Source organism: Achromobacter spanius, from assembly GCF_039673305.1.
GTDB classification, from domain to species: domain Bacteria; phylum Pseudomonadota; class Gammaproteobacteria; order Burkholderiales; family Burkholderiaceae_B; genus Achromobacter; species Achromobacter spanius_F.
This window is the reverse complement of the sequence record NZ_JBDJLJ010000018.1, coordinates 54630-73018: the sequence shown is the minus strand read 5'-3', so window position 1 is coordinate 73018 and position 18389 is coordinate 54630. Positions and strand designations below refer to the sequence as shown.

Sequence of the window (18389 nt, the reverse complement as noted above, 5' to 3'; positions counted from 1 at the left end):
TAGATAGCGACATGACGGCGTCATGCCAGGTACGAAATTGGATCTTGTAATGGGGGTCGCAACGTCCGGACGGGCTAGTCCGTAAGGCGTGGCCGGCGGGAATCAGCGCTTAGGCGACCACAACATATAGTGTAGCACCCCGCGTTGGACACTAATTCTAGTGATCGGGGTTTACAGGGACAAGAAGAAGATAAGACGAATCCCACAAAAGATTGTAACCAAATGCACTAGGCGCGCCCCGCAAGGCGCGCCCAGGTCAGTGACCACTCACGGCGACTGTTTATGCGGTTTTCCGCAGGGGTATGTCGCGCGGGGCAGGCGCCATATAGCTTTGCATCAAGCGGTCCAGTTCGGTCCGATACTTGCTGACGTTCGCGGCCTTCACGTGGCCAAAACCGCGGATGGTCTCTGCCAGGGCGGCGATTGTAGCCGCTTGCGCAAGCTTGTCCCGGGTCAGCCCCTGGAGCAGTGTGTGTATGGTCTGGCGGTACTCGACGACCAGCGCCCGTTCCATTTTACGTTCGGCGGTGTGGCCGAAGGGATCGAACCAGGTGCCGCGCAGGCCCTTGAAGCGCGTCAGCAATTTGAGTGCCGACATCGTGCGCGGGCCCAGCGTCATCTTGCGGGGCACGCCGGTGCGAGGGTCCTTGCGCGCGAATATGGGCGGGGCCATGTGGAAGCGCAGGCTGTAGTCGCCTTCGAACTGGCCTTTCAGTTGCGCCTGGAATGATTCGCCGGTGTAGAGCCGCGCGACTTCGTATTCGTCCTTGTAGGCCATGAGCTTGAACAGGCTGCGCGCCACGGCCATCGCCAGCCGGGGCGTCTTGGCGTCAGGCGCCAGTTCGCGCTCGCGCGCGGCGACGGCCTCGACCGTCTCGCGGTAGGCGCGCGCATAGGCAGCGTCCTGGTAGGCCGTCAGGTCTTCGATGCGGCGCGCCACGGCGCGATCGAACGTTTCGGGCACGTGCAGCTGCACGACCTGGGCGCGCGGGCGCAGCGCGCCTTCCAGCGCCTCTGGCTGATGCGCGGCCAGGCGGCCGCTGTCGAAGGCAGCGCGGTTGGCCGCGACCGCCACGCCGTTCAGCTCGATGGCGCGGTTGATGGCGGCCTGCGAGAGCGGAACGCCGCCGCGCTGCCACGCATAGCCCAGCATGAACATGTTGGACAGGATGCTGTCGCCGAACAGGGCCAGCGCGGCCTCGTGCGCGTCGATCGCGGCGGTGTTCGAATCGCCCGCGGCATGGCGGATCTTGGCCAGCAGCGCTTCGGGACGCATGGCGGCATCGGGATTGCGCGTGAATTCCGACACCGGCGCCACGTAGGTGTTCACCGTGACCTGGGTATGGCCGCGGCGCAGGGCGCCCAGCGAATCCGGCGCCACGGACGCCACCGGGTCGCACAGGATGGCCGCGTCGGCCTGCTGCCAGTCCAGGCGCACGGGGCCGGCGGTGGCGCCGGCGGGCGCGAGCCGGATGTGGCTGACGACGGTGCCGCCTTTCTGCGCCAGGCCGGTCAGGTCCAGCACCGCGGCCGACAGGCCTTCCAGGTGCGCGGCCATCGACACGATGGCGCCGATGGTGATGACGCCGGTCCCGCCCATGCCGGCCACCAGCAGGCGATAGGGGTGGTCCAGGGCCGGCAGGCCCGGTTGCGGCAGCGCGTCGATCAGGCGCTGCAGCCGTTCCTGGTCGGCCTTGGGCGCGGCGCTCTTCTTCGGTTTGCCGCCCATCACGGACACGAAGCTGGGGCAGAAGCCTTCCGCGCAGGAGTAGTCCTTGTTGCAGCTGGACTGGTCGATCGCGCGCTTGCGGCCGTAAGGCGTTTCCAGCGGCACGACGGACAGGCAGTTGGACTGCACGCCGCAATCGCCGCAGCCTTCGCAGACCGCGCTGTTGATCAGCATGCGGCGAGCCGGGTCGGGAAACTGGTTCTTCTTGCGGCGGCGGCGCTTTTCGGCCGCGCAGGTCTGGTCGTGGATCAGCACCGTCACGCCGGAGATCTCGCGCAGTTCACGCTGCAGCGCGTCCAGTTCGCGGCGGTGGTGCACCTTGATGCCCGGACCCAGGTCCACACCTTGGTATTTTTCGGGTTCGTCGCTGGTGACGACGATGCGCGCCACGTTCTCGCCGCGCAGCTGCTGGCAGATCTGGGGCACCGAGATCGGTCCGTCGACGGGCTGTCCGCCCGTCATCGCGACCGCGTCGTTGAACAGGATCTTGTAGGTGATGTTGGCGCGCGCGGCCACCGCCTGGCGGATGGCCAGGTAGCCGGAGTGGTAGTAGGTGCCTTCTCCCATGTTCTGGAAGACATGCGGCATTTTGGTGTAGCGGGACAGGCCGATCCAGTCGACGCCTTCGCCGCCCATCTGGGTCAGGCCGCCGGTGTCGCGGTCCATCCAGGCGGCCATGTAGTGGCAACCCACGCCCGACAGCGCCTGGCTGCCCTCGGGCACCTTGGTCGAAGTGCTGTGCGGACAGCCCGAACAGAAGTAGGGGCGGCGGCGCATGCCGTCCGCGTCGTTGGACAGCGGGGCCTGGCATTCGAAGGACGCCAGGTCGCGGCCCACGGGCAGGCCGGCCGCGCGCGAGAGCCAGCCCGCCAGCGGCTGCGCCAGCAGCGATGGCCGCAGCTGGCCGGCCGAGGGCACCATGGGTTCGCCGTCCAGGCCCTTCTTGCCGATGACCGTCGGGCGGTCCGGCAGATTGAAAAGCATGTCCTTGATCTGGCTTTCGACGACCGCGCCTTTCTCTTCAATCACCAGGATATGCGACAGGCCGCGCGCGAATTCCAGCAGGCGGCCGCTGTCCATGGGCCAGGTCAGGCCCGGCTTGTAGATCCGCACCGGCGCGTTGGCCGTGACCGTGTCCACGCCCAGGCGCGCCAGCGCCTCCATGGTGTCCAGGTGCGCCTTGCCCACCGTGACGATGCCCACCGTGGCCTTGGGCGCGGGACAGGTCAGCTTGTCGATGCTGTGCCGGCGGGCGAAGGCGGCGACCGCCTTCATGCGCAGGTTCATGCGGGCCTCGACCGCCAGCGACAGGAAGTCGCGCGCGGAGTACTCCAGGGCTTCGGGCGGCGTGTCCGGATCCGCGGGCATGGTGTAGGACTGGATCGCGGCGGGCGTGAACGAGTGCCCGCTTTCGATGGTCTCGGAGACCGCCTTGAAGGCGACCCAGGTGCCCGAGTAGCGCGACAGCGCCCAGCCCCACAGCGCGAAGGTCTCGTATTCGTCGATCGACGTGGGATGCACGATGGGCATCTGCCAGCCGATCAGCGAGGCTTCGCTGGCGTGCGGGATCGACGAGGACACGGCAGTGTGGTCATCGCCCACGACGACCAGCACGCCGCCATTGCGCGATGCGCCCGCGGCATTGCCGTGATGGAGCGCGTCGCCGGCGCGGTCGACGCCGGGACCCTTGCCGTACCACATGGCAAAGACGCCATCGACGTTGCGGTCGGCGCGCACGCCGGCCTGCTGCGTGCCCATGACGGCGGTGGCGGCCATGTCTTCGTTGATGCCGGGCAGGAAGGTGATCTGGTTGGCGTCCAGCGCCTTCTGTGCCTTCCACATGGCCATGTCCACGCCGCCCAGTGGCGAGCCGCGGTATCCGGACACGAAGCCGGCGGTGTTCAGGCCGCGTTCGCGGTCCACCCGCCGCTGCGTCAGCATGATGCGGACCAGGGCCTGGGTGCCGGTCATGAAGATGCGGCCGGACTCGCGGGTGAGGTTGTCGGCGAGCTGGTAATCGAGATCCAGATCGGGGGCGGCGGCGGGGGTCCCGTCCATAGTGAAAGCTCCTGGTATTTCGCACCATGATAGGTTCGCCGGGGATCAGGTTTATTGCGTTTTTGGATCGTGCTATCCCTATAATTCGCAATGAATATTTCGTTATCCATAAAAACCAGGAGACAAGCAGATGGACAAGACCGATATCGGCATCCTCAAGGCCCTGCAGGAAGACGGCCGGGCCTCGGCGCAGCAGCTTTCGGAGAAGGTGGGGCTGTCGGCCGCGCCCGTGTGGCGGCGGGTGAAGGCGATGGAGGCGAGCGGGGTGATCCAGGGCTATAGCGCCCAGGTGGACCGCAGCAAGGTCGGACTGGGCTGCATGTTTGCGCAGATCAGCCTGGAACGGCACTCCGCCAACACGGTCGAGAACTTCGAGCGTTCGGTGCGCGATGCGCCCGAGATCCTGGAGTGCTATGCGGTCACGGGCGACTCGGACTTCCTGTTGAAGATCCTGGTGGAAAGCCCGGAAGCCTACGACCGCTTCCTGCACAGGTTCCTGTTCAACATGCCCGGCATCCGCCAGACGCGCACGATCGTGGCGCTGCGCGAGATCAAGCACGAGCAGCGGCTGCCGCTATGAGCCGGCGCGCGTCCGCTATCTATATATAGAGGACGCGCCGCGCAAGCCGCCGGGAGGCCGGATTTATTGGGGCTGGATGCCGGAAATCCGGATCCACTCCTTCCAGCGGGCGGTGTCTTCCTTCACGAAGGCGTCAAAGCGCGCCACGTCCATCGATTCCGGGGTCAGTCCCAGGGCGCGCAGCTTGCGCGACGTGGCATCGTCCCGCACCGCGGCCTGCAGGTACGCGTTCATCTTGGCGACGATTTCCGGCGGCGTGCGGGCGGGCGCCGACAGGCCGAGCCAGCCCGCCACGACGAAGTCGGGGTAGAACGCGGCCATGGTCGGCACGCTGGGCCAGGCCTCATGCGGCTGCGCGCCCGTCACCGCAATGGGGATGAGGCCCTTGCCGTCGATCTGGCCCATGGCGGTCAGGTAATCGACGAAGGCGAAGCCGATCTGCTTGCCGCGCAGGTCGGTGATGATCTGCGTGATGTTCTTGTAGGCGGCGCCGGTGACGTTGATGCCCGCGCGCTGCTTGAAGAGTTCGGACGGCACCTGCGAGGACGAGCTGTAGTAGCCGAAGAAGACGTCGCCGGGGTGCTTCCTGGCGTAGTCCACCAGTTCGGGCACGGTGCGGTACGGGCTGTCGGGCGACACCACGCCCACCGTGCCGAACGTGCCCAGCATGCCCACCTGCACGAAGTCCTTTTGCGCGTCGTACGGCAAGGTCTTGTACAGGAACTGGTTGGCCGAGTGGGTGGAGTTCGTGGACAGCAGGAAGGTGTAGCCGTCAGGCGCCGCATTCTTGCTGGCGTTGGTGCCGACGATGCCGCCGGCGCCGGGGCGGTCTTCGACGATCACCGTCTGCCCGGTTTTCTCGCCCAGGTACTGGGCAAAGGTCCGGGCGGTGAGGTCGGCCGCGCCGCCGGCGGCGGACGGCACGATGATGGTCACGGGTTTTTCGGGCCAGCCGGCGGCATGCGATGCCGCGGCCAGCAACAGGCTGGCGCCGGCAAGGGCCGGGCGCAGCAAGCGGGAAATGGTCATGTCTGTCTCCTGTGCGCCTGGGCGCGTCGTTATCGTTGTCGTCGTTTTAGTTGTCGTGCGGGTCAGCCGAATTGCCCGCGGTGCCAGTCGAGAATGGCGGCGGCGCTGACCTGCCAACGGTCCGCATACATCATGCAGTGGGGTTGTCCGGCAAGCGTGGCATGCGAAAAGCCGTAGCGGCGCGCGATGGCCTGGTCCTGGCCCGGAGGGTGCCGGTCGTGCGTGTCCAGTCCGGCTTCCAGGCACAGGCCCGGGGCGCGGATCGACGCGGCATCGACGGCCACGCGCAGCAGGTAGCGGTCGTTCAGCACCTGGGGGCTTTCGGCGCACAGGCGCCGGGCCACTTCGCGGACGTCGCGGTCGGGCGTGGTCGCCAGGAAGCGCGAGCGGATTTCGATGTCGGCGGGCGCGGCGCGCGGGACGTCTTCGGGCACCGGCGGCAGGGCCAGCGCGCCGGGCAGGTCGCCGGGCGGCGAGGGCGCCAGCAGCGCCACGCCCGCAACGGGCCGCAGGGTGGCGGCCAGCAGCGCCGGCAATGCGCCCATGCTGTGGCCCACGACGACGGTCGGCCCTTCCAGCGCATCCAGTGCGCTGGCGACGTCCTCGCCCAGGTCGGCAATGGTGACGGAGGGGAACGCGGCGTCCTGCGGCAGGGCGCCATGCCCGCGCACATCCAGCGCCGCGCAGGCCAGGCCGGCCCGCGCGAAGTAATCGAGATAGTGCGCGTAGCACCAGGCGCCGTGATAGGCGCCCGGCACGAACAGCAGGCCGGGCCTGCGGTCTTGCGGCGTCGCGCCGATCAGCAGGCGGCCGCGCCCTGCATCGCGAACGGGCAGGCGGTCGGCCGCGCCGAAATCCAGCGGATCCGGAACGGGGGAGGGGCGTGTCGTGGCTATCGTCATATTGCGGCCATCTTAAAAGCCGCCCTATGATCAGAAAACTTTATTTTTCATATGGTTTGATAAGTTCTACAAATACACAGGCCCATGCGTCCGCTTCCCGACCTTTCCATCTCCCATTACCGGCATTTCCTGCTGGTGGCCGAACTGGGCAGCTTCCGCGCGGCGGCCGCCCGGGCTTTCCGTTCGCAGCCCGCGCTGTCCCTGTCCATCCGGGAAATGGAGCAGCGCCTGGGCCAGCCGCTGTTCGAACCCGGCAATCGCGGCACGCTGACGCGCTTCGGGCAGGACTGCCTGCCCCTGGCCCGTGAACTGGTCGAACACCACGACCGCGTGGCGGGCGCGCTGTCGGGGTTGGCCAATAGCGGCGCGGGCGCCCTGGCGATGGCCTCGGTGGCATCGGCGGCCACGCACTGGCTGCCCGAGCTGGTCGCGGCCTACCGCGAGCGCTACCCGGCGGTGTCGCTGCGCCTGTTCGACGACAACTCCGAGGGCGTCGAGCGCATGGTGCTGGCGGGCGAGGTGGAATTGGGCGTGTGCAGTCCGGTGTCGCGCGACCGCCGGCTGTCGTTCGAGCCGCTGCTGCGCGATGCCTTCGGGCTGGTCTGCCATCGCGGCCATCCGCTGGCCGGCCGCAAGTCGGTAACCTGGCGCGAGATCGCGGGCCTGCCGCTGGTCGGGACCATCGCGCATCGCCAGCTGGCGGGCTATCCGCAAGCGGCTTTCATGCAGGACCGGCAGGTGTTCGTGTCCAACATGATGTCGCTGCTGGCCATGCTGGAGCGGGGCGTGGGCGTCACGGTGCTGGCCCGCCTGGGCGTGCCGCCGGACTCGCCGGGACTGGCGTTCGTGCCCCTGTCGCGGCCGCGCATTGAACGCGAGCTTGGCATCACCCGGCTGGCCGGCCGCAGCCTGTCGCCGGCCGCCGCCCGCATGGAGGAAATGCTGCGCGCGAAGGCGCGGCGCGGTTAGCGCAGTGTCGCTTGAAACCAACGCATTTTTGCGGTTTCCGGCCGGATGCCGGGTGCGCCGGCGGCAACACTGTTGCGCAATTGCACATGGCGCGGATCGTCGTTGATTCTTCCCAGGCCGCTCTTTAGAGTGCGTGTTGTCTGCCGCGCCAGGGGCGCGCCGGAGTGATCGGCGCGACGCGTCGGCAGGCGACTTGAGGAAGTCATGAGCAGTGTGTTTTTGCGTTCGGCAGGCATCGCCTGCGCCATCCTGATCCTGGCCGGCTGCGCCGCCCGGAAGCCCGCCGCCATCACCGAGGCCCAGCCCGCGGAACCGCCCAAGCCGGTGGCCTGCCAGCCCGCCAAGGCAGGCGACCCGATGATCGGTACCTGGTTGTCGAATTCGCGCCCGCGCGACGTCAGCGGCGACATGCAATCGCTGATCGTCCTGTCCGCCGACGGCACGATGTCCTATGAATCCCTGCTCAAGATCGGCCGCAAGACGCGTCCCGCCTTGCGCGAAACCGGCTGCTGGAGCGTGGCGGACGGCATCTACACCATGCGCACCACCAAGTCGGCCGGCGAGCCCGTGGACGCCAATGATCCGATCTACCTGAACCGCTATCGCGTCGAAAAGGTCGAGCAGTCCAAGCTGTCGCTGCGCGAGCTGAAGAGCGGCGGCATCCTGCTGACCGCGCGCCGCATGCCCGCGGGCTACCGCCTGGCTTACTGAGCGTTGCGCCGGGCGGACATTTCGCCCGGCGGTTTCGCCAAGATGGCCGGGCTGCGGTAAGGTGCGGGCTTCGACTTTCGACCCGCCGCCGGTTTCCCATGCCCGCCATGTCTTCCGAAGCACGCGCGATCGCGCTGCTTGCATTGGCCGCTTTCGTCAGCGCCAGCGCTTTCCGTATCTGTGATCCCATGCTGCCGCAACTGGCGGCGGAATTCGGCACGACGACCGGCCAGGCCGCGCGCGCGGTGACGGCGTTCGCCGTCGCGTACGGCGTGCTGCAGATGTTCTTCGGACCGGTGGGCGACCGCTACGGCAAGTACCGCGTCGTCAGCGTGGCCACGGTGGCGTGCGCGCTGGGCAGCGCGGGCGCGGTGATGGCCGGATCGCTGGACATGCTGGTGTTCTGCCGGGCCTTGTCGGGCGCCGCCGGCGCCGGCATCGTGCCGCTGTCCATGGCCTGGATCGGCGACAACGTTCCCTACGAACGCCGGCAGGCGACGCTGGCGCGCTTCCTGACCGGCACGATCCTGGGCATGTCCGCGGGCCAGCTGGCGGGCGGGCTGTTCGCCGACACCGTGGGCTGGCGCTGGGCCTTTGCCGCGCTGGTGGCCGGCTATCTGATCGTGGGCGTGCTGCTGCACCTGGAAGTGCGGCGCCAGCGCGCGGCCGGTTTTGCCCAGGTCGACCCGAACGCGGTCAGGCAGGGCTTTGTTGCGCAGGCGCGCCTGGTGCTGGGCGCGCCGTGGGCGCGCGTGGTGCTGGCGACCGTGTTCATTGAAGGCCTGCTGGTGTTCGGCGCCCTGGCGTTCGCGCCTTCGTACCTGCATGAGCGCTTCGATATTTCCCTGACCGCCGCGGGCGCGCTGGTGGCGGTGTACGCGGTCGGCGGCCTGATCTACACGGTTGTGGCCGGGCGCATCCTCAAGCGGCTGGGCGAACGCGGCCTGGCCATCGCCGGCGGGCTGGTGCTGGGCGTGGCGTTCCTGTCGTATCTGCTGGGACCGATCTGGATGTGGAGCCTGCTGGCCAGCGTGCTGGCCGGCTTCGGCTATTACCTGCTGCATGCGACGCTGCAGACGAATGCGACGCAGATGGTGCCGTCGGCGCGCGGCACGGCGGTGGCGTGGTTCGCGTCCTGCCTGTTCATGGGACAGGCGGCCGGCGTGGCGCTGGCGGGCGCCGTGGTGGACGAGATCGGGCCGGCGGCGCTGTTTGGCGGGTCGGCCGTGCTGCTGCCGCTGCTGGGCGCGTTCTTTGCCCGGGCGCTGAAGGCCAGGGCGGCGATCCAGCAGGGGTAGGGAGGCGTTGCCGGCGAGCGGTGTCTGACACCCTTGAGGCAGCGTTGCGAAACGACGGTCGTCTCGGTCGGGTGTCGGACACCTGGGGAAGCCGCGGCCGTCTGGTCCGGCCGCCAACCCCCCCAAGGCTCAGATGGCGGCCAGGCGCTTGAGCACGGTGTCCTTGCCCAGCAGCGCCAGCACGGCATCGACGGCCGGCGTCTGGGTCTGGCCGGTGACCGCAACGCGCAGCGGGATGGCCAGTTGCGGCATCTTCAGGCCGCGGTCCGCCAGCACGGCCTTGATCACGGCGGACAGGGACTCGCGGGTCCATTCCGCGTTTCCGGCGCGCTGCGCGAAGTCAGCCAGGGCTTCGCGGGCGGGCGCGGTCAGGTGCTGCTCGGCCAGTTCGGCCGGGGCCGCCTTGAATTCGGCGCAGAAGAGCATGGCGCCGTCCGCCAGCTGTTCCAGCGTTTCGGCGCGGTCTTTCAAGAGACCCATGACGCCCGGCAGGTCGATCTTCTCGGGGTGGCCGCCGCGCGCCGCCACGCGCGTCGCGACGCGCTCGGCCAGTTCGGCGTTGTCCATCTGCTTGATGTAGTGGGCGTTGACCCAGTTCAGCTTCTTGGGATCCCACTGCGAGGCCGACTTGGACAGGTGCTTGGTGTCGAACCAGGACACCAGCTGTTCGCGGGTGAAGAGCTCGTCGTCGCCGTGGCTCCAGCCCAGGCGCGCCAGGTAGTTGATCATGGCCTCGGGCAGGTAGCCCTCGTTGTCGTATTCCATGACATTGACCGCGCCGTGGCGCTTGGACAGCTTTTCGCCGTCCGGGCCCAGGATCATCGGCACGTGGCCGTATTCGGGCAGGTCGGCGCCCAGCGCGCGCAGGATGTTGATCTGGCGGGGCGTGTTGTTGACGTGGTCGTCGCCGCGCAGGACGTGGGTGATGCCCATGTCCCAATCGTCGACCACGACGCAGAAGTTGTAGGTGGGCGTGCCGTCGGGGCGCGCGATGATCAGGTCGTCGAGCTCGGTGTTGTCGAAGCTGATCGTGCCCTTGACCATGTCGTTCCACGAGGTGGCGCCGTCCTGCGGGTTCTTGAATCGCACGACGGGCTTGCGGCCTTCGGGGATGGCCGGCAGCGTCTTGCCGGGCTCGGGGCGCCAGGTGCCGTCATAGCGCGGCTTGTCGCCGCGGGCGCGGGCGGCCTCGCGCATGGCTTCGACTTCCTCGGGCGAGCTGTAGCAGTGGTAGGCGGTGCCGGCAGCCAGCATCTGCGCCACGACCTCGCGGTAGCGGTCCATGCGCTGCATCTGGTAGAAGGGGCCTTCGTCGGGCTGCATGCCCAGCCAGTCCATGCTGTCCAGGATGGCCTGAACCGCTTCCGGCGTGGAGCGTTCGACGTCCGTGTCTTCGATGCGCAGCACGAACGTGCCCTGGTGGTGGCGCGCGAAGGCCCAGGAGAACAGCGCGGTGCGCGCGCCGCCCAGATGCAGGAACCCCGTGGGCGAAGGCGCGAAACGGGTACGAATGGGTTTGGAGGCGTTGGAAGTCATAGGTGGCTATGTTAGCGGCTGCGGCGCCACAAAACGGCGTCGGGCAGTGTCCTCATCAAGCGGACAGCGGGCTTGTCTTGATACGATGAACGGTATTTTAGATTAGTGTGAACAGGCCCTGGCCCGCCCTCCCTATGCTGCGACACGCTCTTGCGCCCATGTTCGAACCCGGATCGCTGGTGATCGTGGCCGACCGGCCGCTGCCCGCGGCCACCTCCCTGTCGCCCGCCCTGAAGGCGAAAACGACGATCGTCGCCGCCGAGATCGGCGCGGCGCCCGACCTGCCCGCCACCCTGCAGGGCCTGGCGGCAGGCGAGCGCCCCGATCTGGCCCTGGTTTGCGTGTCGCCCGCCGTCCTGCCGGAAACGCTGCGCCGCCTGGCGCCGCTGTCGCCCCGCGCGGTGATACTCCTGCCCCACGAATTGCCCGACCCTTACCCGCGCGGCACGCTGGCGCTGTGCCGGGCCTGGGCCGAGGAAAACCGCTGTGAACTGCTGGGTCCGCGCTCCTTCGGCGCACAGCGGCCCCACGCCGGCCTGAACTTCAGCCAGCACCCGGTGCTGGCGCGGGCCGGCCGCGTGGCGCTGGTGGCGCAGTCCCGCTCCATCATGGCGGCGGTCATGGACTGGGCCGAAGACGTGCATATCGGCTTTTCCACCGCGGTTTCGCTGGGCGACGAAGCGGTGGTGGGCCTGCCCAAGCTGCTGGACTACCTGGCCAGCGATCCGCGCACCGACAGCATCGTGCTGTATCTGGAAGACGTCGGGCCCGCCCGGGAATTCATGAGCACGCTGCGGGCCGCGGCCAGCATCAAGCCCGTCATCGTGCTCAAGGCCGGCCGGTCGGACGCCGACGGCGCCGACGCCATCTTCGACGCGGCGTTGCGCCGGGCCGGGGCCGTCCGCGTGCGCTACTTCGTGCAGCTGTTCTCGGCCGTGAAGGTGCTGGGCTATACGCGGCGTCCCAAGGGCCGGCGCGTGGCGCTGATCTCCAACGGCAGCGGGCCGCCGCAACTGGCGATGGACCTGATCGGTCCCGACGCCGCCGTCCTGCGCGCGGACCTGGCGCCCGCCACGCGGCGTGCGCTGGCAGACATGCTGGAACCCGACGCCGCCACCGCCAACCCGGTCATCACCTACCTGCCGATGACGCCCGACCGCATCCGCGCCATCCTGGATGCGGTGCTGGACGATGCGGGCGTGGACGGCGTGCTGGTGCTGCTGGCGCCCGACGCGCTGGCCGACATGCCGGCCGTGGCGCGCGAACTGGCGCAGATCGCGCCTTCCGCCAAGAAGCCCGTCGTCACCTGTTTCATGGGCGATGCCGGCATGCGGCCGCTGCGGCGCATGCTGGACGACGCGGGCACGTCGGCGTTCCGCACGCCCGAATCGGCCGCGGACGCCTTCGGTGTGCTGGCCTCCCATCACTACAACCAGCAATTGCTGCTGCAGACGCAGCCGCCCGATCCCGCCGGCCACGTGCCGGACCTGGCGGCTGCCCGCGAGATCGTGGCGCGCGTGCGCGCCGATTGCCGGCGCGAACTGAATACCTCCGAAATCCGGACCCTGCTGGCCCTGTTCTATGTGCCGCTGCACGACCTGCCGGCCGGCGAGGCGCGCATCGATGCCGAATCCCGCCCCATGGCGATCCGGGTGCGGCGCGATCCGCAGTTCGGTCCCGTCATCCGCTTTGGCGCGGGCGGGCCGGACGCCGTGCTGTCGCTGGCGGACCGGGGCATGGACCTGCCGCCGCTCAATGGCTATCTGGCCCGTCAGCTGATCGAACGCAGCCGGCTATGGCGGCGCGTGCTGGCGCCGCGGGTCGGCCACATGGCGGCCGAGGCCCTGCAGCAGGCGCTGGTGCTGGTGTCCGAGCTGGTGTCCGAACTGCCGGACATCGAATCCCTGGACATCGATCCCCTCTACGCGGGTGAAACCCACCTGCGCGCCGGCGGCCTGCGCATGACGCTGACCGAGCAGCCCGGCTGCGAATCGCCCCAGACCGCGGGCTATCCGCACATGGCGATCCACCCGTATCCGGCGCGCCTGGTACAGGTGCGCCGTTTCGCCGACGGCATTCCGTGGGTGCTGCGCCCCATCCGTCCCGAGGACGGAGAGGCCCTGCAGGAGTTCATCCGCGGCCTGTCGGAACGTTCGCGCTACATGCGTTTCGTGTCCATGATGCGGGAACTCACCCCGCGCATGGTGTCCCGCTACACCCAGGTCGACTACCACCGCGAACTTGCCCTGGTGGCGGCCACCCAGGTGCCCAACCCGGCCAATCGCGGCCATCCGCGGGAAGTGCTGGTGGGCTTTGCCCACTACCTGCGCAATCCCGACGGCCGCGGCGCCGAGTACGCCCTGGTGATCGGCGACGACTGGCAGCGGCGCGGGCTGGGGCGCCAACTGATGTCGGCGTTGATCGACGCCGCGCGCGAGCAGGGGCTGGAATACATCGACGGCCTGGTGCTGTCGACGAACCGGCCCATGCTGTCGCTGATGACCAGCCTGGGATTCACCAACGACGCGGATCCCGAGGATCCGACCATGCGCCGGGTCTGGCTGAACCTGTCCTGACGCCCGCGGCGGCGGGCGGGTTCAGGCCGTCTTGCGGGACGCCTGGGCCGGCCTGAGCCGCGCGGTGGCTTCGTCCACCGACAGCACGTCGCCAAAGAACAGCATCCAGCCGTGCAGGGCGTTTTCGTGCTCGGCCGGCGTCACGGCGGCCAGCGCATCGTCCACCATGATGGTCCGGAAGTCGCGCATCATCGCGTCGCGCGCGGTGGATTCGCAGCACACGTTGGTGACCGTGCCGGCGATCAGCAGCGTGTCCACGCCCAGCCCGCGCAGCAGCGGCTCCAGCTCGGACGAGCCGGGGGCCATCGCGCTGTAGTAGCGCTTGACCACGCGCAGGTCGGTCGACCGCGCGCGCAGGTCCGGATGCAGCTCGAATCCGGGCGAGTCGCGGCGCAGCGTCTCCAGGCGCCGGGCGCTGCGTTCGGGCGTCAGCATGACGCCGTGATGGTGCGACCAGAACACGTCGGCGTTGTCGGAGGCCGTCTGCACCCAGACCACGACGCCGCCGGCATCGCGCACGGCGCCGCACAGGCGGTTGATGGGTTCGATGATCTCGCGCGCCGGGGCGCATTCGCCCTGGTAGCCCGGAAGCGTGAAGTACTGCTGCATGTCGATCACGACCACCGCGGTGCGGGCCGCGGGCAGTTCGTCGTAGGGATGCAGGCAGCCCTGGCGGGCCACGACGCGGTCCTGCACCCATTGCGGGAATTCCATGCTGCCTCCTTATCCATAGCGCCGCGCGACGGCGGCTTCGATGCGGTAGACGACCAGGTACATGACGCTGGAAATCAGCGCCAGCATTGCGATGGCGGTCATGACGATGTTCAGCTTGAACACCTGGCTGCCGTTCATGATGAGAAAGCCCAGTCCCGAGTCCGCCGACTGGAACTCGCCCACGATGACGCCCACCAGCGCCAGGCCGATGTTCATCTTCACGGCGGCGATCAGCGTCGGCACGCTGCCCGGCAGCACCACCTTGGTCAGCACCTGCCAGCGGCTCGCGCCGAAGGTGTGGGCCAGTTTCACCTTGTTCAGATCGATGCCCCGGAAGCCCGCGTAGACCACCATGATGGTCACGAACACCGCGATGGCCACGGCCATGCCGTACACCGCGTAGTCCGAGCCCAGCCACAGATAGAAGATCGGCACGAAGGCGATCTTGGGCATGGCGTTCGCCACGACCAGGAACGGGTCCAGCACCTTGTAAAGGAAGTCGGACCACCATAGCGCCGCGGCGACCACGATGCCGATCAGCATGCTGAGCGCAAAGCCCACCAGCGTCGCGGACAGGGTGGTCATGATGTGCTTGCCCAGGCTGCCGTGGTTCCACAGTTCGATGAACGTGGGCCACAGCGCGCTGGGATAGCTGGTCAACAGCGGATTCAGGATGTGCATGCGCGGCAGGATTTCCCAGGCGCACAGGAACACGGCAAGCAGCAGCGCCTGGGCCACGCGGATGTTGCGGCGGCGGGCGCGGTCGCGGCGCAGGTAGTCCAGGTACTTCTCGCTGGGAGCGCGCACGGCGCGCAGCGGAACGGTGTTGGCGATCGGCGCGTTCATGGCTCAGCCCTCCACATGGACGTCCAGCTCGTCCCAGAGCTGTTTGAAATACGCGTTGAATTCAGGCCGCGAGCGCGCCTGGAAGGGCGTGGGCCGGACCTGGCCGTCGCCGTAATGGATGCGGTACTGGCTCTTGAGCCGCCCCGGCCTGCGCGACAGCACGATCACGCGGTCCGTCATGGCGATGGCCTCGCCGATATCGTGCGTCACCAACACCACCGTCTTGCCTTCGCGGCGCAGGATGTCCACGACTTCGTCGGAGATCGCCAGCCGGGTCTGCGAATCCAGCGCCGAGAAGGGCTCGTCCAGCAGGATCACGTCGGGCTCGGTCACCAGCGTGCGGGCCAGCGCCGCGCGCTGGCGCATGCCGCCGGACAGCTGGCGCGGCGTGTGCGACAGGAAGGCGCCCAGCCCGCATTTTTCAAGCAGGTGCACGGCGCGCGCCTCGCTGCGCGCATCGCGCCGCCCCTGGATCTCGGCGCCCAGCATGACGTTGTCCAGGATGGTGCGCCATTCGAACAGGTAGTCCTGCTGCAGCATGTAGCCGATGCGCGCATTCGGCTTGGTCACCGCCAGCCCGTCGACCAGCACCGAGCCCGAGGTCGGCGGGATCAGTCCGGCGATCAGCGACAGCAGCGTGCTCTTGCCACAGCCGCTCTGCCCGATCAGGCTGACGAATTCGCCGGGCGCCAGCGAGAACGAGACGTTCGACAGTGCTTCGGTCTCGCCTTCGGGGGTGAAGTACGACAGGCAGACATCGCGCAGTTCGATCTTCGCCGTGGCCGGCGCCGGTTTCAGGTTATGGATGGCGGCTCCCATCATTGCGCCTTCTTGGCGAAGTCGGCGACCACCACGTCCTCGTATTTCACGCGGGCGCTGTCCTTCATGACCGCGCTGGCGATGAGCATGTCCTGCAACTGGTTCATGGCCTGCGGCGTCACCAGCGGCGACGTCTTCCAGATCTGGTACTGCTTGTAGCGGTCGATGGCTTCCGTCACCGCCGCCTGGTCCATGCCGGGAAAGAACGTCATGATCTGCGGGGCCAGCGTGGCCGCGGGCGTGTCCTTCACGTATTTCTCGGCGCGCGCCACCACGTCGGTCCAGGCCTGGATGACCTTGGGATTGTCGCGGATGTATTTGTCGGTGGCGGTGAAGACCGTGTAGTCCACCTGGCCCACCTCGTGGCCCACCGACGCGACGATGTGCCCCTTGCCGTTGCGCACCAGTTCGCCGGCCTCGGGCTCGAGGAAGATGCCGTATTCGCCCTGGCCCGCCATCCACGCGCCGGCGCGCGCCGGGATGCCGATGTTGTTCAGCAGCTTCACGTCCTTCTGGGGGTCAAGCCCGTGCTTGCGCAGCGCGGTTTCCAGGAAAACGATGGGGTTGGACCCGGGCCGAAAGCCGATGACCTCCTTGCCCTTGAGCATGGACCAGTCGAATTTCTCGACCGGTTAGCGCGCCAACAGGAAGAAGCCGTCGGTGGCCGTCAGCCCCGCGAAGATCTTCGGCTTGACCGGCGATTCGCTGTTCTGCACGTAGATGGACGCCTCGGGCCCGATCAGCACGATGTCCGCGCTGCCCGACAGCAGCGCCGTCATGCCTTTGTCGGTGCCCTGGGAGGTCTTCATGGACACGTCCAGGCCGGCGTCCTTGAAATAGCCCTGCGACAGTGCGACGTACTTGGGTACGTACAGGATGGATCGCACCACCTCTTCGTAGCGGATCTTCACGGGGGGATTGAGGGCTTCGGCCTGGGCGGCCAGGGGGGCGAACAGCGCGAGCAGCGCCGCGCCTGCCAGGCGGGGCAATGGCAAGGTCTTCACGGGACTTTCTCCTGCGTCTTTGATGCCACGCCGACGCTCGGCGCAACACGGCCAATGGGATGGATCGACTGCAACAACAACAGGGAAGCCCGAACGGTTCAGCCCGGGCCGGTAAGGCTTGGATCGAATACTATATTCAAGACAAACGGGCGACAAGCATTTTGGGATTGGCGTTTTTCTCTATGGACGAGCGTAATCGAATCCCAGAAAATTCCAGGCTGGAATACCACTTGGTATACAGAATGGGTTTTTAGGCCGCTCGTGGCCTCCCCATCGTAGGCGCGCAATCCGACCGCGCCCATCGGCCAGGAACACGGGCCGCGCCTTGCGCGCAGCCCGCCATCGTCCCTAGGCCGCAGTCCCCGCTAGGCCAGGACTTCGTTCAGGAATGCCGAGATGTCCGCCACTTCCTCGGCGCAGACCGAGTGCGGCATCGGATACGTGCGCCAGCGCACGTCGTAGCCCAGGCGCTGGAGTTCGGCCAGGGACGCTTCGGCGCGGGCCAGCGACACGACCGGATCATATTGGCCATGGGCCATGAAGATGGGCGTGGCGTCGTTGGCGTGGTTGCGCTCGGCTTGCGCCGTGTCCAGCAGCGGCAGGTAGCCCGACAGGGCCATCATGCCCGCCAGTTTTTCCGGCAGGCGCAGGCCGGTGTGCAGGGTCATCGCGCTGCCTTGCGAGAATCCCGCCAGCACGATGTTCGACGTCGGGATGCCGCGGGCGTTCTCGCGCGCAATCAGCTTGTGGATGGCGGCCTCCGAGGCGCGGATGCCGTTGCCGTCTTCGACCCGCACCAGGTCCATCACCAGGATGTCGTACCAGGAACGCATGGCCATGCCGTTGTTGATGGTCACGCGTTGCACCGGCGCGTTCGGGAACACGAAGCGCACCGCGCGGCCGGCCGGAAGCCGCAGTTCCGGCACGATCGGCGCGAAATCGTTGCCGTCGGCGCCCAGGCCGTGCAGCCAGATCACGGCGTGGGTGGGATTGGGGGCGGTTTCGATCTCGATGCAGTCGAGCAGGTCGGAAGGTGCGTTCATGGGCCGGGGGCGGAAATCAGAGGGTGAGGGTCTTCAGGGCCTGGAACAGCGCGCGGTAATGCTTCTTCTGCGGTTCCTGGCCTTGCAGCAGCGCGCCGTTGGCGAGCTTTTCCTTGCGCGCGGCGCGGATCAGCGCACGCAGCTGCTGCACGTCGGCCTGCGGATTGTTGTTCAAGAGGCGGGTGAGGGCGTCGTCGTCGTCCAGCAGGCGGTCGCGCAGGGTTTCCAGCCGGTGCATGGCCGCGGTTTCCTCGCGCGAGCCGTTTTCCCAGATATCGAGCTGGGTCCGGATCTCGTCGGCGGGGGCGTCGCGCATCAGCTTGCCCACGAAATGAACCTGGCGGCGCAGGCCTTCGCGGCCGGTGGTGCGCTGCGCCATGCGGATCGCTTCATACAGGCGCTCTTCGAGCGGCAGCTGCTTGAGGCGTTCGGGGGACAGCGCGATCAATTGCTTGCCCAGGTCCAGCAGGGCGTGCATTTCACGCTTGACCTGGGACTTGCTGGGACGGTCGTAGCCGTTCTCGTCGTAACCGTCGTCGACGGATTCTTCTTCAGGATGGGAATTCATGGAAAAC

General features: G+C 67.9%; 14 protein-coding genes and 1 pseudogene. 5 read left to right on the top strand and 10 right to left on the bottom strand.

Annotated elements, in window-relative coordinates:
* Positions 1-280 precede the first annotated feature (280 nt).
* Positions 281-3787 carry an indolepyruvate ferredoxin oxidoreductase family protein gene (locus ABE485_RS16555; RefSeq protein ID WP_346516351.1) on the bottom strand — a complete coding sequence of 1169 codons (3507 nt, stop codon included), beginning with the start codon at positions 3785-3787 and terminating at the stop codon, positions 281-283.
* 130 nt (positions 3788-3917) lie between these two features.
* Here ABE485_RS16555 and ABE485_RS16550 point away from each other — a divergent pair, with 130 nt between their 5' ends.
* The gene (locus tag ABE485_RS16550) at positions 3918-4367 is read left to right on the top strand and encodes an Lrp/AsnC family transcriptional regulator (protein WP_008159001.1); all 450 of its coding nucleotides are present in this window, start codon (positions 3918-3920) and stop codon (positions 4365-4367) included.
* A 63-nt stretch (positions 4368-4430) separates the two neighbouring features.
* Here the strand turns inward: ABE485_RS16550 and ABE485_RS16545 are convergent, their stop codons facing one another.
* Positions 4431-5396 (bottom strand): Bug family tripartite tricarboxylate transporter substrate binding protein, encoded by a 966-nt coding sequence (locus tag ABE485_RS16545; protein ID WP_346516350.1) that lies wholly within the window; start codon positions 5394-5396, stop codon positions 4431-4433.
* A gap of 62 nt (positions 5397-5458) precedes the next feature.
* Entirely contained in the window at positions 5459-6298 is an 840-nt protein-coding gene (locus ABE485_RS16540; protein WP_346516349.1) for an alpha/beta hydrolase, read from the bottom strand.
* 84 nt (positions 6299-6382) lie between these two features.
* On the opposite strand from ABE485_RS16540, the gene ABE485_RS16535 reads away from it, so the two are divergent.
* The 3 genes from ABE485_RS16535 (at position 6383) to ABE485_RS16525 (ending at position 9276) form a co-directional block, all read left to right on the top strand.
* Positions 6383-7267 (top strand): LysR family transcriptional regulator, encoded by an 885-nt coding sequence (locus tag ABE485_RS16535; protein WP_346516348.1) that lies wholly within the window; start codon positions 6383-6385, stop codon positions 7265-7267.
* A gap of 204 nt (positions 7268-7471) precedes the next feature.
* The gene (locus ABE485_RS16530; RefSeq protein ID WP_346516347.1) at positions 7472-7978 is read left to right on the top strand and encodes a hypothetical protein; all 507 of its coding nucleotides are present in this window, start codon (positions 7472-7474) and stop codon (positions 7976-7978) included.
* 98 nt (positions 7979-8076) lie between these two features.
* Positions 8077-9276: an MFS transporter gene (locus tag ABE485_RS16525; protein ID WP_346516346.1), complete on the top strand. Its 1200-nt coding sequence runs from the start codon at positions 8077-8079 to the stop codon at positions 9274-9276.
* Between the two features lie 129 nt (positions 9277-9405).
* On the opposite strand, the gene gltX is transcribed toward ABE485_RS16525, so the two are convergent.
* Positions 9406-10812 carry a glutamate--tRNA ligase gene (gene gltX, locus ABE485_RS16520; RefSeq protein WP_346516345.1) on the bottom strand — a complete coding sequence of 469 codons (1407 nt, stop codon included), beginning with the start codon at positions 10810-10812 and terminating at the stop codon, positions 9406-9408.
* Between the two features lie 134 nt (positions 10813-10946).
* On the opposite strand from gltX, the gene ABE485_RS16515 reads away from it, so the two are divergent.
* A complete protein-coding gene (locus ABE485_RS16515; protein ID WP_346516344.1) occupies positions 10947-13388 on the top strand; it encodes a GNAT family N-acetyltransferase in 2442 nt (813 codons plus the stop codon).
* Positions 13389-13409: 21 nt separating this feature from the next.
* Here ABE485_RS16515 and ABE485_RS16510 read toward each other — a convergent pair whose 3' ends face one another.
* The 6 genes and pseudogenes from ABE485_RS16510 to yjgA all read right to left on the bottom strand — a co-directional run bounded on the left by ABE485_RS16510 (position 13410) and on the right by yjgA (position 18382).
* A complete protein-coding gene (locus ABE485_RS16510; protein ID WP_346516343.1) occupies positions 13410-14102 on the bottom strand; it encodes an isochorismatase family cysteine hydrolase in 693 nt (230 codons plus the stop codon).
* Positions 14103-14111: 9 nt separating this feature from the next.
* A complete protein-coding gene (locus ABE485_RS16505; RefSeq protein WP_346516342.1) occupies positions 14112-14948 on the bottom strand; it encodes an ABC transporter permease in 837 nt (278 codons plus the stop codon).
* Between the two features lie 3 nt (positions 14949-14951).
* Positions 14952-15767 (bottom strand): ABC transporter ATP-binding protein, encoded by an 816-nt coding sequence (locus ABE485_RS16500; protein WP_346516374.1) that lies wholly within the window; start codon positions 15765-15767, stop codon positions 14952-14954.
* Positions 15767-16771, bottom strand: a pseudogene (locus ABE485_RS16495) (ABC transporter substrate-binding protein). Before ABE485_RS16495 ends, ABE485_RS16500 begins: the two are co-directional and overlap by 1 nt.
* 365 nt (positions 16772-17136) lie before the next feature.
* Positions 17137-17814: an alpha/beta hydrolase gene (locus tag ABE485_RS16490; protein ID WP_346516341.1), complete on the bottom strand. Its 678-nt coding sequence runs from the start codon at positions 17812-17814 to the stop codon at positions 17137-17139.
* Positions 17815-17830: 16 nt separating this feature from the next.
* Positions 17831-18382 carry a ribosome biogenesis factor YjgA gene (yjgA, locus tag ABE485_RS16485; RefSeq protein WP_346516340.1) on the bottom strand — a complete coding sequence of 184 codons (552 nt, stop codon included), beginning with the start codon at positions 18380-18382 and terminating at the stop codon, positions 17831-17833.
* Between the last annotated feature and the right edge of the window lie 7 nt (positions 18383-18389).

Excerpts from the sequence above, each read along its gene's own strand:
- ABE485_RS16555 (WP_346516351.1), bottom strand. The coding sequence starts at position 3,787 with ATGGACGGGACCCCCGCCGCCGCCCCCGATCTGGATCTCGATTACCAG.
- ABE485_RS16550 (WP_008159001.1), top strand. The coding sequence starts at position 3,918 with ATGGACAAGACCGATATCGGCATCCTCAAGGCCCTGCAGGAAGACGGC.
- ABE485_RS16545 (WP_346516350.1), bottom strand. The coding sequence starts at position 5,396 with ATGACCATTTCCCGCTTGCTGCGCCCGGCCCTTGCCGGCGCCAGCCTG.
- ABE485_RS16540 (WP_346516349.1), bottom strand. The coding sequence starts at position 6,298 with ATGACGATAGCCACGACACGCCCCTCCCCCGTTCCGGATCCGCTGGAT.
- ABE485_RS16535 (WP_346516348.1), top strand. The coding sequence starts at position 6,383 with ATGCGTCCGCTTCCCGACCTTTCCATCTCCCATTACCGGCATTTCCTG.
- ABE485_RS16530 (WP_346516347.1), top strand. The coding sequence starts at position 7,472 with ATGAGCAGTGTGTTTTTGCGTTCGGCAGGCATCGCCTGCGCCATCCTG.
- ABE485_RS16525 (WP_346516346.1), top strand. The coding sequence starts at position 8,077 with ATGCCCGCCATGTCTTCCGAAGCACGCGCGATCGCGCTGCTTGCATTG.
- gltX (WP_346516345.1), bottom strand. The coding sequence starts at position 10,812 with ATGACTTCCAACGCCTCCAAACCCATTCGTACCCGTTTCGCGCCTTCG.
- ABE485_RS16515 (WP_346516344.1), top strand. The coding sequence starts at position 10,947 with ATGCTGCGACACGCTCTTGCGCCCATGTTCGAACCCGGATCGCTGGTG.
- ABE485_RS16510 (WP_346516343.1), bottom strand. The coding sequence starts at position 14,102 with ATGGAATTCCCGCAATGGGTGCAGGACCGCGTCGTGGCCCGCCAGGGC.
- ABE485_RS16505 (WP_346516342.1), bottom strand. The coding sequence starts at position 14,948 with ATGAACGCGCCGATCGCCAACACCGTTCCGCTGCGCGCCGTGCGCGCT.
- ABE485_RS16500 (WP_346516374.1), bottom strand. The coding sequence starts at position 15,767 with ATGGGAGCCGCCATCCATAACCTGAAACCGGCGCCGGCCACGGCGAAG.
- ABE485_RS16490 (WP_346516341.1), bottom strand. The coding sequence starts at position 17,814 with ATGAACGCACCTTCCGACCTGCTCGACTGCATCGAGATCGAAACCGCC.
- yjgA (WP_346516340.1), bottom strand. The coding sequence starts at position 18,382 with ATGAATTCCCATCCTGAAGAAGAATCCGTCGACGACGGTTACGACGAG.